Source organism: Nocardia gipuzkoensis (genome assembly GCF_021183645.1).
In the GTDB taxonomy this organism is placed as follows: Bacteria; Actinomycetota; Actinomycetes; order Mycobacteriales; family Mycobacteriaceae; genus Nocardia; species Nocardia abscessus.
Window position 1 is genome coordinate 1,047,444 of the sequence record NZ_CP089225.1, and the last position, 14,906, is coordinate 1,062,349.

The 14,906-nt window shown below is 66.4% G+C and carries 10 protein-coding genes; 1 reads left to right on the forward strand and 9 read right to left on the reverse strand.

Going from position 1 to position 14,906, the window contains the following annotated elements; genetic code table 11:
- The first annotated feature begins 251 nt into the window (after positions 1 to 251).
- Positions 252 to 1,400 carry a C40 family peptidase gene (locus tag LTT66_RS04820; RefSeq protein WP_233064329.1) on the forward strand — a complete coding sequence of 383 codons (1,149 nt, stop codon included), beginning with the start codon at positions 252 to 254 and terminating at the stop codon, positions 1,398 to 1,400.
- Between the two features lie 33 nt (positions 1,401 to 1,433).
- On the opposite strand, the gene LTT66_RS04825 is transcribed toward LTT66_RS04820, so the two are convergent.
- The 9 genes from LTT66_RS04825 to LTT66_RS04865 all read right to left on the reverse strand — a co-directional run bounded on the left by LTT66_RS04825 (position 1,434) and on the right by LTT66_RS04865 (position 14,896).
- Complete coding sequence (locus LTT66_RS04825; protein ID WP_233069007.1) at positions 1,434 to 2,279, reverse strand: MurR/RpiR family transcriptional regulator; 846 nt, start codon at positions 2,277 to 2,279, stop codon at positions 1,434 to 1,436.
- Between the two features lie 157 nt (positions 2,280 to 2,436).
- Entirely contained in the window at positions 2,437 to 4,725 is a 2,289-nt protein-coding gene (locus LTT66_RS04830; RefSeq protein WP_233064332.1) for a hypothetical protein, read from the reverse strand.
- Between the two features lie 242 nt (positions 4,726 to 4,967).
- Positions 4,968 to 6,125: a transglycosylase SLT domain-containing protein gene (locus tag LTT66_RS04835; RefSeq protein WP_233064342.1), complete on the reverse strand. Its 1,158-nt coding sequence runs from the start codon at positions 6,123 to 6,125 to the stop codon at positions 4,968 to 4,970.
- A 497-nt stretch (positions 6,126 to 6,622) separates the two neighbouring features.
- Positions 6,623 to 7,846 carry a phage tail tip lysozyme gene (locus tag LTT66_RS04840; RefSeq protein WP_233064344.1) on the reverse strand — a complete coding sequence of 408 codons (1,224 nt, stop codon included), beginning with the start codon at positions 7,844 to 7,846 and terminating at the stop codon, positions 6,623 to 6,625.
- A 328-nt stretch (positions 7,847 to 8,174) separates the two neighbouring features.
- A complete protein-coding gene (locus tag LTT66_RS04845; RefSeq protein ID WP_233064346.1) occupies positions 8,175 to 9,035 on the reverse strand; it encodes an NlpC/P60 family protein in 861 nt (286 codons plus the stop codon).
- Positions 9,036 to 9,118: 83 nt separating this feature from the next.
- Complete coding sequence (locus LTT66_RS04850; RefSeq protein ID WP_233064354.1) at positions 9,119 to 11,581, reverse strand: hypothetical protein; 2,463 nt, start codon at positions 11,579 to 11,581, stop codon at positions 9,119 to 9,121.
- Complete coding sequence (locus LTT66_RS04855; RefSeq protein ID WP_233064362.1) at positions 11,581 to 14,106, reverse strand: ATP-binding protein; 2,526 nt, start codon at positions 14,104 to 14,106, stop codon at positions 11,581 to 11,583. The genes LTT66_RS04850 and LTT66_RS04855 overlap by 1 nt, the downstream gene beginning before the upstream one ends.
- Positions 14,106 to 14,639 carry a hypothetical protein gene (locus LTT66_RS04860; RefSeq protein ID WP_233064364.1) on the reverse strand — a complete coding sequence of 178 codons (534 nt, stop codon included), beginning with the start codon at positions 14,637 to 14,639 and terminating at the stop codon, positions 14,106 to 14,108. Before LTT66_RS04860 ends, LTT66_RS04855 begins: the two co-directional genes overlap by 1 nt.
- Complete coding sequence (locus LTT66_RS04865) at positions 14,636 to 14,896, reverse strand: hypothetical protein (protein WP_039796594.1); 261 nt, start codon at positions 14,894 to 14,896, stop codon at positions 14,636 to 14,638. The genes LTT66_RS04860 and LTT66_RS04865 overlap by 4 nt, the downstream gene beginning before the upstream one ends.
- Positions 14,897 to 14,906: the final 10 nt, after the last annotated feature.

Sequence of the window (14,906 nt, forward strand, 5' to 3'; positions counted from 1 at the left end):
CGCCGGTAACGCCGTGGTCGAGCCGGCCGGATCAGCAACGGCCGCGGCCGGGTACGCCCATACCGGGACAACCGAGCGTTTCCCCTCCGCCGGGTCAGTCGGGCGCTCCGGCGCCCGGTCAATCCAGTGGCGCCGGACAGTCGAACTCGGCTGGTTCGCCGAGTGTTTCGGTTCCGTCGGGCGTGCCGGGTCAGGTTGTGCCTGGGCAGGCAGGGCCGCCCGCGGGTGTGCCGGGTCAGCCGGTGCCTGGTGTGGGTGTGCCTGGTGAGCCGGTGCCGGGTGGTGTGGTGGCTCCGCGGGTGGAGTCGGCGCCGGGTGGGGGTGGGGAGGAGGAGTCGGAGCCGTTGGTGGATCCGGGGTTGGTGGCGGGTGTGCTGCCGATGGCGGGGATGATGGCGATGGGGATGTTGCCGATGATCGCCTCGGCGTTGGCGGGTCTGGGTGGTGGGGGGAATGGTGGTGGTGGTTCGGCGCCGGTGGCGTCGGGCTCGGGTGCCGATGGTGCGGCGGGTTTGTCGCCGGAGGCGGCGCGGGCGTTGGAGGTTTTGAAGCAGTTGGAGGGGGTGTATGGGGAGGCGGATCCGTCGGATCCGAAGGTGCGGGAGTTGCAGCAGCAGTTGGGGATTTCGCCGGGTAAGGGTGCGACGACGCGGGCGATTCGGGCCAAGCAGTTGTTCCAGCGCAACGCGGCGAAGGCGTTCAACAATGTGGACAACCAGTTGGTGTCGTATGTGCGGGGTTTGAAGGGGTCGAACAAGGTCGACAAGAAGGCGATCGTCAAGCTGGTGCGTGAGGTGAACGTGGCGTTGGCGGAGTTGGGGCCGCAGGCGTACACGAAGGCCGGGCAGCAGAAAGTGCATCAGATCCTGACCGCGGCGTTGCTGAAAGCGCAGTCGATCGTCTCGGGTGGGAACGCCACCTCCAGCGACACCGCTGCCGCGATCAACCGGTTGACCAAGCAGTACCTGTACAACATCGCGGGCAAGAACTACCAACCATCCACCGGATCCACCGGCAGCACCGGCAGCACCGGTGCGACCGGAGCCGCCGCGAAAGCCATCCAGGTGGCGCTCGCCCAACTCGGCGACCCCTACGTCTTCGGCGCGGAAGGACCGAACGCTTTCGACTGCTCCGGCCTGATGCAATATGCGGCGGCAGCCGCCGGTGTGCGGATTCCGCGAGTCGCGGCCGACCAATACCGGACATTGCCCAAGGTGAATCCCAGGGATATCCGGCCCGGTGATCTCATTTTCCCGTCGAGTTCGTTCAAGGGGGCGAACAACCCGGGCCACGTCATCATGTACATCGGCAACGGCATGTGCGTCGAAGCTCCGCGCACCGGTGGCCACGTCCAGTACCGCAAACTGCCGAGCAGTTACGCCGCGGCACGCTGGGCCTGATCGTCGGATCGTATGCGCCCGAAGCGCGTCCGATCAGACACCTCGCGCACGATGATCTTCGTACACGGCGAATTCCTCCAATAATCGTTCGTCCGGGGTGAGTTCCGAGCGCCGATGGGAGCCCAGCCGGTGCTCGACGGCGAAAGCCAGCGCTTGCGCCACCGAGGTGAGCGCGGTCAGGGAAGGCAGATCCGTCAGCCCGCCCGTCTCGGCATAGAACGTCACGTCGGCGATACGGGCCAACGGAGAGGACGGCCCGTCGGTGAATGCGATAGTCGTGGCGCCACGCCGACGCGCCCATTCCACCGCCTGCACCGTCTCACGCGCGTATCTGTGAATGGACACCGCGACCAGCGCGTCGCCTGCGCCGATGTCGCCCAGCTCATCGACGAGCAGCCCGGCCGCGGCCTTGATCTGCTTGACGCCGGGCCGGATCGCCCGCAAGAGGTAGGCCACCTGATAGGCCACCGACAGCGAAACCCGCAAACCCACCACGTGCACCGTCTCGGCCGAGGCCACCGCGTGCACCGCCCGGTCCCACTCGTCACGATCGATCCGGTCGAACGCCCGCGCCACATTGGCGGTGTCGTGATCTAACACGGTGGTGAGGAACTGGTCACGTAAGGTCGGTTCGGCGGCGCGCTCACGATGCACGTTCGCTTCGGCGGCGAGCTGCTGACGACAGAGCCGAACCAGGTCCGGGTAGCCCGACAGGCCGAACATGGTCGCGAACCGCACCAGCGACGACCGATGCACTCCGGCCAGCTCCGCGCTTTCGCCGATGCTGCGGAACGCGGTGCCCTCCGGGTCGTCGAGCACCAGCCTGGCGATCCGCTGCTGCCCGTCGGCGAGTTCGGGAAATCGCCGCTGTAACAGCACACGCAATTCCCGGAATGTGCTGGGTGCCTCGCTGGCCACGTGCGCCCTACCGGATGGCCGTGTAGGCCGACTGCCGATCCATTCGTTCGATATTGCCCGCGACGGCTTCGCTCACACCACCGATCGGCGAATATTGTCAGTCTGCCCACACCTCCGCCTAGGGATCCCACGGGTCGGGTCCCGCGTCCGGGTCGAAACTGTCGAGGTTGGAAATCCGTCTGGTCGACCGCATGAGCAGCCGCCGGTTGGCATCGCTCTGGTCGTCGTAGTAGTTCTGCGCGGCGGCCTGATGCTCCAGGGCCAGGTGCCGCCCGATGTGCTGGCGCACGTCTCGCCCGGCGTCGCGCCAATCGTCCGGGGTGATCGTTCGGAGCCGCTGCTCGTCGTCCACGGCCGCCAGCACCCGCTGCACGAACGGATGGCTGTCGGGGACCGGGTTCATCGGCGCGATGGAGTGGCGCACGAAGTTGTCGGCCGCGACCACAGCCTGCGCCGCGAAGGCCGGATGCGCGTCGATGCCGACGTGGCTCTCCACCGCGCGTGCCGCGGCGACGGCCTTCTGCAAAGGGGCGAAGCCGAACGGATTCTGCGACATGCTGGCTTTCTGGACCGCCACCGCCCGCTGGGCATCGACCACCTGCTGATCGTCGGCGTGCATCGCCCGCAGCGTCGGCGCGATCATCGCGTCCGGCACCTTGCTGTCACCGAGGCCATCGAGCACATTGGCCACACCGAGAGCGGACCTGATGCCGCCGTCCACACCGCGCAGTCGCCCGGCGGCTTTGAACCGCCAGTTCGCCCGAGCGGCGTTGTTGTACTCGTGCATCTGCCGCAGCATCGGCGAGGTGACGAAACTATCGAGTTCCTTCCGCTTCTTCCGGCGCGACAGCGGGCTCAACGGGTTCGGAGTGGCCGCGAGGAGCCACGCGGTCGCCGGCGACATGTTGATCGTGTTCAGCGCGGACATTCCCGCGACCAGCCCGCGCCCGCGCATCGCGCCCGCGGCCTGCACACCACCCATGCCCAGCGCCGCGCCTCCCCCACCTCCGCCACCGGGCCGAGACGGTCCCTGGATGGCCGCCGCGAATCGATTGGCCACCCAGTCGTTTCCGCTGCTGAGGCTGAGATCGAGTCTGCGCAGCTGGGATATCGCGATGGCCTCGACGGCGCCCGCGACGATGATCACCGCCATGACCTGACCCCGGGCCTGCTGGAAAAGATTGCCGAGGAACAGGACATAGACGCCGAGGAAGATGGTGTAGGCGGCCATTCGCGCCGCGGCTATGAATCCGTCGATGATATTGCGGACCAGGAATGTCTGCGTCGGTCCGTACACGAAGCCACCCGCGGCGAAGCCGAAGATCGTCATGAAACAGTGGTAGATCGCGTCCATCGCCGCTTTCATGACCCTGATGCCCAGATATGCCGCGAACACCAGCAGGATCCCGCCGCACAGCAGCAGGAGCAGTCCGGTGCCCACCTGGCCCATGCTCGGATCGGTCGCCTTGGCGTGCGCGGCCGCGTCGCCGCAGGTCTTCAGGCCGCTGCGCACCCGGTCGTCGTCGCCGGCCCGGATGCCCGCCGACCAGGCGGCGCGGCACGACGGGCTCTCGTCCACCACGTGCCCGAAGTTCCACACCTGCACCGGACGCCGTGCGAAATTGTCGGCGAGCGTCTCCTGCATCGCCGGGATCAGCTGGGACGGATTCGGGCTTTCGTTCCCGTTCAACCCCGCGGCCACGGAGATGCCCAGATCGCGGCCCTGTGCCAGCAAGCCGTGTGAGGACAACACCTCCGAGAGGGGCTCGGCCAGGAACACCGGCCCGAGCACCGCGACCGCGACCATCGTCACGACCTGCACCGCGGCCTTGGCGTGGTACCCGCGCACGACGAACCAGGCGACGAAGAACGCGCCGATGGCCGCCGCCGTCACCAACATGATCGGCGTCGCGATCTGACCGGTCAGCGCATCCGCCACGCCCCGCAGCGCCGCCGCGAACCAATCCATCCAGCGGAAGCTCAACGCGTAGCCGATCAGCCAGATCGCCGACGTCACGATCGCCAGGTAGCCGATGAACTCCAGCCCGAGGATCGCCCACAGGATCGTTGCGCCCGGATTCAAGGGGCCGCCACGGTCGGTGGCGAAAGTGTAGCTGGACAACGGAACCCCCGCCGAGTCGCGGATGTTCATCCAGCTGAGGCCATCGATCTCCGACGTGCCCGCCGAGGCGGCCTGGTTCTGCGCGGTCGCGACCGCGCCGAGCAGACCGGGAAAGACGAAGAGCGCGAACAGGATCAGGAGAACCCACGCGATTCCGCGGCGCCGGGACCGATCGCCGAGGCAGGCGCGCACCCACGATGCAACGCCGCCCGGACAGCAACCCTCCGGATCATCCGAGTCGCGTTCCGGTCGTGCCGACCGGCTCAGAGAGGAACGCGCAGCCATGGACTCCAGCATGGCGCAACTCTTGTTGCGCAGCAACCCTATAGCGCAACTGTCTGTTCATCTTTCGGACATCTTCCGGTATTTGCCCGGTGCGGGGAGAAAAGAACTTCAGCACACGAGTTTCACTCTGCCGCAATCGAATTGAACAAACGACCGATCCGCGACCCGGCTCCGCAAATTGGAAAGCCGCTCGCTCCCGTGCACGCTCACCGTCCGACGGGCGCACCCGGTGGCGACCTGCGTCAATACCCCACGTACGAGCCGCCGCCGCGCATCTGCACGATACCCGGCACATTGCTCACCGACCCGTAGCGCTCGATGGCATATCGCACGCCTGCGACGATGTTGTCCACCGGATTCCAGATATCCCGGTGTCCCGGAACGGAATACGCGTTGAACGTCGGATCGATGGTCTGCATCAGGCCTTTGGACGGAATTCCGGCGGCGGCGTTGCTGTCCCAGAGATTGATCGCGTTCGGATTGCCGCCGGACTCGTGCTGGATGATCGCCGCGATGTCGGACGGATCGATCTGGCGGGTGTCGTAGCCATGCTGGCGCAACACCTGCAAGGCTTCGTTGATCCATTGCCCCTGCCGGCCCGACGGCCGCGTGCGTGGTGGACCGCCGCTGGGCCCGTGCATGCCGGAGTGCGACGTCCGGCGGGGCCGCCGTGGCTGGACGGGACGCGACTCGCGCAGGTAGCGGTCCGCCAGAGCAGCCACCCGATCGGCAGTCAGTACTGTGGATGCCTGCCCCTGGCCGAGCACGGTTCCCGCCCGTTGCAGGGCGTTGTCCAAGGTGGAGATCACCAACTGCCTGCTCGCGTTGGCGTCCTGAATCTTGCCGAGCGCGGTCAGAGCGGTGTTCACCTCGGCGATGATCGCGCCGATCGCGGCGCGTCCCTGCGTGCTGTTGTCGACGGCGCCACCCAGGATGCGTTCCAGCTCGGCGTTCATCGACTGTGTCGCATCGCCGTGGCGTGCTCGATTCAGATTGCTGTCGGCGTACCGAGCACCGAGCGCACCGTCCCACACGACAGGTCCGCTCGGTCGCGCCGCGTCGAGATCGGGCGGCGCGTACGGCTGTCCCGTCACGGCAGTCGGCGGACCGTCACCATATTGGGCGGCGATGGCCGCCAACGCGCCCATCGCCGCGGCCGTCATGGGCGTGGACGAGCCCGCCATACCGAGCGCGTCCGAGCGCGGAACGAAGGTGGAACCCGAAGCCGGGGACGTCGTCTCGGATGCCGACGGTGCGTTCTGGGTGCGCCCCTGAGCCGTCGCGCCGGCCGGCGCCGCCGCGGCGGCCGCACCTGGCTGCGGCCGCGGGATCGGGGTGGGAGCGCCGCGCGTCGCGGACTTGGCGGGGCGGTGCGGCGCGGTGGTGGCGCTCGCACGCACGTCGCGAGGATCGCCGGGATCATCGGGATCTCGCTCGGGGCCAGGGCGATCCGTCGGAGCCATCAGTTCCCTCGCTGCGCGCGGACACTACGCACGGTGACCACAGAGGCAGCCATGATTCACCTTCCGCCGGATCCCGGTACGCGCGCTGCCGATCGCCGGACACGATCGGTGCGTGCTGGAGCCGGAGGAGTTCGCAGCCGACACGGCAGCGCTGTGGTAATCCGCGCCGATGCGGTGAACTCGTGCCTTGCCCGGCTGTCGGCTCACCCGACTCGGAATGCCTCTTCCCCGGCACTCGTCTCGAAGCGTATCCGCAGCTTAATGCGGGTATCTCCGGAGTACGCCCATGCTGTTCCCGCTTGCGGGAATACCGGTGCCCACGTCCCGGCACGCGACCGCGGACAGCCGCGCGGCGCATCGGTGAAAGAGAGCGTCGGTGAAAGAGAGCGTCGGGTGAAAGAGGGCACTGAGCGACCGGCGAAGGCCGGGCGAGGTCAAACAGCGACGTTACGCATCGCCGAGGCGATGCTGTTCGCGTAGGCGATGCGCTGCCCTCTCGCCTCACCGGAGCTTCTTTCGTAATACTGATCGAAGACCGCCGCCGCGTGGGCGGGCGTCTGCGCGGCCCGCAGATATCCGTACGCGGTGGATTCGTTGCTCCGCAATTCGGCCATCATGAAATCGACTTGGACCTTCCAGTCGGTGACCGGCTTCCCGCGAGCTGCCGCGAATCGCTCCAGGGCCTGTCGTCGTCCACCCCGCCATTGGCACAGACCGATAGCGCCTTCGCCCGGGTTGTACGCGCTGGTCTTGAAACCCGACTCGACCTGAATATTGCCCACGATCCCCGCGGCCTGCGCAGGCGTGAGTCCGTGTTTCGAGATGAGGTAGCGATAGACGTCCGCCGGATTGGCGTTGGAGCCCCCGGGAATGTTGTCGGTGCTGCCGGTGGATCCGGTGGATGGTTGGTAGTTCTTGCCCGCGATGTTGTACAGGTACTGCTTGGTCAACCGGTTGATCGCGGCAGCGGTGTCGCTGGAGGTGGCGTTCCCACCCGAGACGATCGACTGCGCTTTCAGCAACGCCGCGGTCAGGATCTGATGCACTTTCTGCTGCCCGGCCTTCGTGTACGCCTGCGGCCCCAACTCCGCCAACGCCACGTTCACCTCACGCACCAGCTTGACGATCGCCTTCTTGTCGACCTTGTTCGACCCCTTCAAACCCCGCACATACGACACCAACTGGTTGTCCACATTGTTGAACGCCTTCGCCGCGTTGCGCTGGAACAACTGCTTGGCCCGAATCGCCCGCGTCGTCGCACCACTACCCGAGGAACCCCCCGACTGCCCCGGCAACTCCCGCGCCTGCGGATCCGCCGGCTCCCCCTCCCCGTACACCCCCTCCAACTGCTTCAACACCTCCATCGCCCGCGCCGCCTCCGGCGACATCCCCGCCGCACCATCGCTACCCGTACCCGCCGCCACCGGCGCCGAACCCCCACCGCTACCACCACCACCCAACCCCGCCAACGCCGAGGCGATCATCGGCAACATCCCCATCGCCATCATCCCCGCCATCGGCAGCACACCCGCCACCAACCCCGGATCCACCAACGGCTCCGGCCCCGGCTCCTCCTCCCGACCCCCACCCCCACCCGGCACCGACTCCACCCGCGGAGCCACCACACCACCCGGCACCGGCTCACCAGGCACACCCACACCAGGCACCGGCTGACCCGGCACACCAGACTGGCCAGGCACCGGCTGACCAGGCACAGACGGCGAACCCGAAACACCCGGCGAACCAGGCGAACCCGGGACCCCGGCGTCGCCGCCACCATTCGGCTGACCGGAACCCGGCTGCCCCGGTCCAGGAGACTGTCCCGGTCCAGGGGCGGGACCGCCTGGCGAACCCGGCACCCCGCCCGCTCGCGGCCGCTGCTGATCCGGCCGGTTGGACCACGGCGTCATCGGTACCGGCGGTGCCTCGGCATCCTCGCCGGTTTCTAACTGTGGGTCTACCTCTGTTGGCGGCATCGCTTACTCATCACATCCCGCTGCCGAGTACTCGTTTCACCCGCATGTCGTTCGTGGTCGGGATGGTCAGTTCGACGAACGCCCCGGTCGTCGCATCGGTGGTGACAAGCCGCTTGTCGCTGACCGCGATGCCGACCTGGGCCGGCGCGTTGTTTCGGAAATTCCAGAACACCAGATCGCCCGCCGAGACCGCGACGGGATCCACTCGCTGGCCGCACGCGGCCTGTGCCGCAATGGTGTTCGGCAACACGACTACCGATGCTTCGCCGAGCTGTCCACATGCCCGCCGCGCCGGACCGCTCGACTGTCCCGCGCCGTCCACAGCCGACGGCTGTGCCACCGCGCCCTCGGTAGTCGCGCATCGACCCGTCGTCTGCGCGGCCGATGCCTGGTAGATCACAGATCTGGTGAACTCCGTTGCGCCTGCTCGGCTACCGGAGTCGTTCCTGGTGCCACTCGCCGTCAGCTGTGCCAGAGCGAGCTCACGCGCACACTCCACACCGATGCCCGCGTTGACGTTCAGCAAGGCAGGGTCCTGGCGCGGCGCGTATTTCATCGCCGTGGCGCAGGCACGATGCCAATCGGAGGCGTTGGTGTCGTCCGGCGCGATGGTCAGCTCCGCGTACGGATTCGTGGTGGGAGTGGAGGTCACTCCACCCCCCGGTGCGCTCTTCGCAGTCGGCCGTGCCGCCGTGGTCGCGCGGCTGGGGGTCACCGTCTGCGAGGGGTCAGGCCCCACCGCACTGTCGCACTGATAGTTCAGGTCGGAGGCGATCGCCGACGTCGCGCCGCCGATGACCACGACCAAACCCATCATGAGCACGAGCATGACGCCCACGCCCCCCAGCACTACCCATATCCAGAGCGGCATAAGTACGAGCGTCAGAAGACGACCGATCATGGTGTGCCTTTCTGTGATGTCTGCCGCACTGTCTTGCTGCTATCGAGGGCTGATCAACGGCCCCGCGGGTTTCTGAGGGGATTCAGGATCCTGTCCGGAATGTCGGGCAGCGCATTTGCTGCGGGGTCCGGCTGCGGGAGCGAGACAGCACCGGTGATATTCCGGCCCGCCGACCATTGGTCGGTCTGGGCAGCTCTGTCGATTTCGGAACGCAGTCTTCGAATCCGATCGAAGTCCTGGGGATTCTCGGCTACCCAGTTGGTGGCCGCCTGGACCCGCAGCGCATGCTCGTTGGAGATCCACTGCCTCAACCTGTCCGCATCGTTCTGATTGAGGTCCTGGCCATTGAGCCGCAGCCGCGCGACGGAAGGGTCCGTGATCGGCCCCGCTGCATGGGCCTGCAACGCATCGACCCATTGCTTGGTTGGATTGTCGATGTATTCCCTGCCGAGCTGGGCCAGCTCTTCCGAAATCCGCACACCGCCCTGGTAATCACCTCGGTACCGGTCGACGCTGGCCTCCAACCCGTGGAACCTGGCCATCATCATTCTCGGATTCGTATGGAAGTCCCGCTCGAAGTGCTTGTGCGCCGCGACGACCCGGCCGAGGTGCTTCGATGCGAGCGGTTCGTCATCCGCGTGCCGGATGATATCCGCGCGCGCGATAGTCGCCCGTTGCCCTCGACCCCAACCGATACCGGCCATCCGGAGGGCGTACTGCACGCTGCCCATCATGCCGGTCATATGCGCGACATTCTCCGCGGCGTAAGCGGCAGACCTCTCACTATCACGGCGCGCCCCGGACCTGCCTATCCCCTCCCTGGCATATTCGGCAGCAGCCACACGGTCGTACGCGGCACCGTGCGCGGCCGCCCTCAGGTCGCGCGTCCTCAGACCTCTCGCCTTGTTCCTCTTGTCGATTTGGTCAACTCGCGCAAAAGGATTGAGGGGGTTGAGGCGGCCACCGGCCATCCAAGCCGTGACCGGCGAGCTGTTGATGGTGCTGATCGCGCCGAGCATCGCGAGCGGGGTCAGCGAGTTGGCGGCACCCGAGTTGCCCATGCCCAAACCCATACCCAGTGGGGAGCCGCCACCGGCACCCTGCGCCGATCCCGGATTCTGGATCGCAGCGCCGATGCGGTGGGTCACCCAGTCGTTGGCCTCGTCGATATTCCTGCTCAGACGCCGCACCTGGACGATGGCGACGATCTCGACGCCCGCCCCGATCACGAACACCACCATGATCTGACCGTTCGCCGCTCGGAACAGGCTGCCCAGCAACAGCTCGTAGATTCCGAGGGCGATGACGAAAAAGGCCATTTTCCCGCCGGCGATGAAGCCGTGTACCACACAACGCACGGTGAATGTCTGCGTCGGACCGTAGATGTAGCCACCGGCGGCGAACCCGAAGATCGACGCGAACCCGTAGTAGATGAGGTCGAGCGCGGCCCACATGATCTTGACCGACAGGTACGCGGCGAAGGCCAGGAGAATGAGCGCGCACAGCAACAGCAGCAGTCCGGCTCCGATCTGACCGACGCTCGGATCCCCCATCGCGGCGTACGCGGCGCTGTCGCCGCACGACTTCATCCCGTTCCGCACCCGGTCTTCGCTGCCCGCCGCCATGCCGGCGGACCACGCCGCCCGGCAAGAAGGGTTGTTGTCCACCACGTGCCCGGTATTCCAGACCTGCAACCCGAGCCGGATGATATTGGTTGCCATGGTCTCTTGCAGCGTGCCGACCAACTGGTCCGGATTGGGATTGCTGTCCCCGTTCAGACCCGCCGCGACCGAAAGCCCGACGTTACGACCTTGCACTAGAACACCGTGGTCGGACAACGCCTCCGCAAGCGGGTTGGTCAGGAAGAACACGCCCGCGATCGCGAAGGCGATCATCGTCACGACCTGTACAACGGCCTTCGCGTAAAAGGCGCGAACGATGAAGTAGCCCACGAAGAACGCACCGATCGCAAGCGCCGTCGACGCCAGCAGCGGCGTCGCGATCTGCGCCGTCAGGTTGCGGGCCATCGCTTGCAACGGCGCGCTGATCAGATTCAGCCACTGGAAGTCCAGCGCCTTGCCGGGCAGCCAGACCCCGGTGATCGTCAAGAGCTGCCATACCGCGAACAGCGGCATGAGGATGATCCACAGCGCGAAATTCCCGATGTTCAGCACTCCGCCGCGATCAACCACCAACATGTAGCTCGACACATTGACTCCATAGGAGTCTTTGACATTCATCCAGCTGGTCGCACTGTTGGGTGTGGAACCCGTGGTGACTGTGCCCGTCTGCGCGATGGACACCGCGTGCACGAGGCCCGGGAAGACGAACAGCACGAAGAGTGCGATGACGATCCACGTGGTCCGGCGGCGACGGCGGGAAGCATTGATCCAAGCCCGGAAACGCCGGAACACCATCTGCGGTCGCCAGCGGTCCGCGTCCCAGAACTGCGGTTCCCAAGGCATCCCGAAGGAAGACTGGTCTGCGCGAATTCTGGAGGCGAGCGCAGATCTCATCAGCGTCCCAATCGCTCGGGCAGGGCCGAACGCGCACCAGTGACACTCGTCGGGGTGCTGGTGATCGCCGCGGCTCGGTCCGGACGCGCCGGACCGAGCACCTTGCCGCGACCGATGCGGTTCAACGCGTCACGCATGAACATCTCACCACGACGCTCTTCAGGAATCTGACGACCGGGTCCGACGGGTGGCGAGGTCTCTTCGCGCAAGATCTGCAGGAGGAAGGGCGCTTCCTCGAGATCGACGCCCAGCCACTCCAAGCTGTTGCGTGCCAACGTCTCGTCGCGCTGCCGGAAGACGAACCGGTTGGGGATGAGGTTGTGCGCCGCGCCCTGGAAGTCGGTGGCCGGGTCGTGCGAGGCGAGGCCGATCGCGGCCAGGTGCTTACGGCCGTCGCGGCTGAAGTCCGAGGTGACCGCCGAGCCGACCTGAGTCTGCGTGAAGTGGTGCGCCTCGTCGCCGACCAGCAGGCCGAACCTGCCGTTGTCGGAGAGGAACGCCTCCCGCGCCGCCACGCCGACCAGTTCGTACAGCGCTGTGCCGAGCCGCTTCGTCAGCGGCAACCGGTTGTACAGGTGCGGCGTGGTGAGTTCCTCGGCGCTCGGCAGTTGCAGGTTGTGACTGCGGACCACGGTCGCGGCGGCGTCGAGGCGCAGCGGTCGCAGCTCGGGATCGAACAGCACCGGCACCCGCTCCACCACGGTGCCCAGCCGCGCCGCGAGATCGGCGTATTCCTCGCCCCGCTCGGGATGCTCCCGTAACCGGCGCACGATATGGTACAGGTCGAGCAGGCTCTTGATCTTGTGCTCGGCCATGCCTCTGGGTGACAGCAGATTGCTCGCCGCCGCGCCCGCGCCGGAAGTCGGCGACAGATCGAGCAGCGGAAGAATCGAGTCCAGCGCGCGTTCACCCGCGATCCGCGGGTTGAACAACCGCAGCGGATCCAGCGAGACCGTGGGATTGGCCAGGTCGATGATGACCGCGTCGTCGATCGACCGCGCGAAGTGCTCCCATTCACCGACCTGACTGCGGTCGATGGCGAGGAACTGCCCGCCCATGTCGTGGACGAGCACCGCCATCAGTTTCAGGAAATATGACTTGCCCGAACCGAGTTCGCCGGTCACCGCGAACGAGGCGGACAGGTCGTGCAGCGCGGCCTCCATGATGCCGAAGTGGATCGGCTCGAAATGTCCCGACAGCAGGTTGACCCCGATCACCGGCCCGCTGTCGTCACCGATCTGACTGGTGGTGAACGGCACGAAACCGGCCCACATGTCCGAGGGGACGATATGGGCGAAGTCGTCGAAGGCACGGCGTGGCGGGCTGCCGGGAATCAGCATCGACCACAGGTCGACCTGCGCGCCGACCGGAGCGGTCATATCGACCTGGAACCGCTTGTAGCGCCGCTTGAGCGTGTTGACCGCGTCCATCGTGGCGTCCCGCGACGGTCCGCCGATGGCGATGACGGTCGTGAACGAGACCTCCGATTCCCCGCCGTTGACCTCGAAGTGCTGGTTGTACTCGCCGAGCATGCGCGCTTTCGAGGCCAACGTGTTCTGCGCGAACGAGACCTCCTGGTCCCGCTGATCCATCTGCTCGCCGAGCCTGCGCAAACTGAGTTCGTTGTTCTTCAACACCTGTTCGGCGGGCTTGGTCGAGATCCGCATGCCCCAGTCGACGGTGACGTCGCCGAGACCCTCCAGCACGTTGAGGAACTCGCTGCCGCCGGGAAAGGTCATGCCCGCGTAGGGGAAGGAATGCGGCGTCAGCATCGCCTGGTAGGACGGGCGGTACTCGAAATCAGGCTGGACCACCTTGATCACAGGAACGAACGACGGACGGATACGCCGGTTGCTGTCGGCCTGTGCCCCCTCGTCGAGCGCGGCGGAGCGGAACACCGCCGCCGTCGCGTCGTCCAGCGCGCCCGCACGGGTTGGTGCCACCGGATCCCCCGCGGCGCCGCGCGAGAGATAGTGCTCCCACAGCCATTGGAACAGTGCCGCGGGCACCGGAACCGGATCGAAGTCACCGCCGATCCTGGACAGGATCTCGTTCGCCTTCTCGTCGTATTCGTCCAGGTCGGCGCGGGCGATCGCGGTCGCATCGATCGTGGGGGTGCTGCCACGCCACAGGCGCGACAGCGCGGAGATGCTGGAGTTGCTCGCTCCGACCGGGATCGACAACAGGAATATGCGGGTCTGCGGCATGATCGCGTGCACGCGTTCGTAGGAGGCCACCACCTCGTCGGCGTAGTCCTCGCACTCGTCCAGGTCGACACCCTCCACCATCTTGGTGAGCACGTCGATCGTGTTCAGCCGCGCCTGGATGCCCAGCAACAGGGATCCGCTCGGCAAATTGGTGACCAGCGCGTGATGCGCCATCTTCACGTCGTACTTGTCACCGGCCTTGCGCAAGCCGTAGCCGAGTGGATTGATGAAATAGGTCGCGGTGACCAGACCCGAATGGGTGAACTGGAGATTGCCGCGAATCGCCGCGGTGGGCTGTAGATCTCGTCCGAGTGCCATCAGGGACCTTCTCCGGAGGCCGTGCCGTTGTCGTTGCCGTTCAATCGCCGCCACAGGTCGGTGGCCTTACCGCCCCCACTCACCACCTCGAGCAGGCGGATGCCGGATTTCGGCACGGCGGCCACCACCGCGCCAGGGCGGTCGGGCAGCAAGAGAACCACGGTCTCTTCGATGAACATGGTGTGGCGCACCGAGTCACTGGTGATCGGCATGCCCGAGGCCGACACCGGCTTGCGGTAGACGAGGAGCCTGCTGAGCCAGAAGGCGCGCGAGAGCATCCGGACGCCCGTGTACGGCACGAGCCCGAGCACGAAAACCACCAGGATGGTGAAGGCCAGACCCGTGATGAAGGTGACGGCCGGGTTCAGCGGCAACGTCATGGCGCCCACCGACGTCACCGACATCATCGCCACGGCGGCGGCGACCTGGGGCAGGGTGTAGGGGCCGAACGGGAGCTTCTGCCCGTTCTGCGCCTTGCCGATCATCGTGGGCACACGTTTGATCGGCGTGAACACCTTGATCACTTGGGTCATCGATAGCCACCGATGGGGTGATCGGGAACGATGAGGTTCGCGTCCGTTCGCGCGTAGTTGATGGTCGTAGGCAGAATCCAGATCACCACCCCCGCCATCAACCCCGATCCGAAGACGACGATGATCCGCGCCGGCGACAGCCTGGATTTTGCCGCCTCGGAAATCACCACACCGATGGTGACGATGGCGATGATGATCATTCCGCCCCATCGGACAAAGATCAGGATGCCATAGAGGATGTTGCTCAAGTTACCCATCGGGCTGCCT

What these genes read in the sequence shown, in the direction of transcription:
- LTT66_RS04830 (WP_233064332.1), bottom strand. Translation starts at nt 4,725, where the DNA reads ATGGCTGCGCGTTCCTCTCTGAGCCGGTCGGCACGACCGGAACGCGAC.
- LTT66_RS04845 (WP_233064346.1), bottom strand. Translation starts at nt 9,035, where the DNA reads ATGCCGCTCTGGATATGGGTAGTGCTGGGGGGCGTGGGCGTCATGCTC.
- LTT66_RS04850 (WP_233064354.1), bottom strand. Translation starts at nt 11,581, where the DNA reads ATGAGATCTGCGCTCGCCTCCAGAATTCGCGCAGACCAGTCTTCCTTC.
- LTT66_RS04855 (WP_233064362.1), bottom strand. Translation starts at nt 14,106, where the DNA reads ATGGCACTCGGACGAGATCTACAGCCCACCGCGGCGATTCGCGGCAAT.
- LTT66_RS04860 (WP_233064364.1), bottom strand. Translation starts at nt 14,639, where the DNA reads ATGACCCAAGTGATCAAGGTGTTCACGCCGATCAAACGTGTGCCCACG.
- LTT66_RS04865 (WP_039796594.1), bottom strand. Translation starts at nt 14,896, where the DNA reads ATGGGTAACTTGAGCAACATCCTCTATGGCATCCTGATCTTTGTCCGA.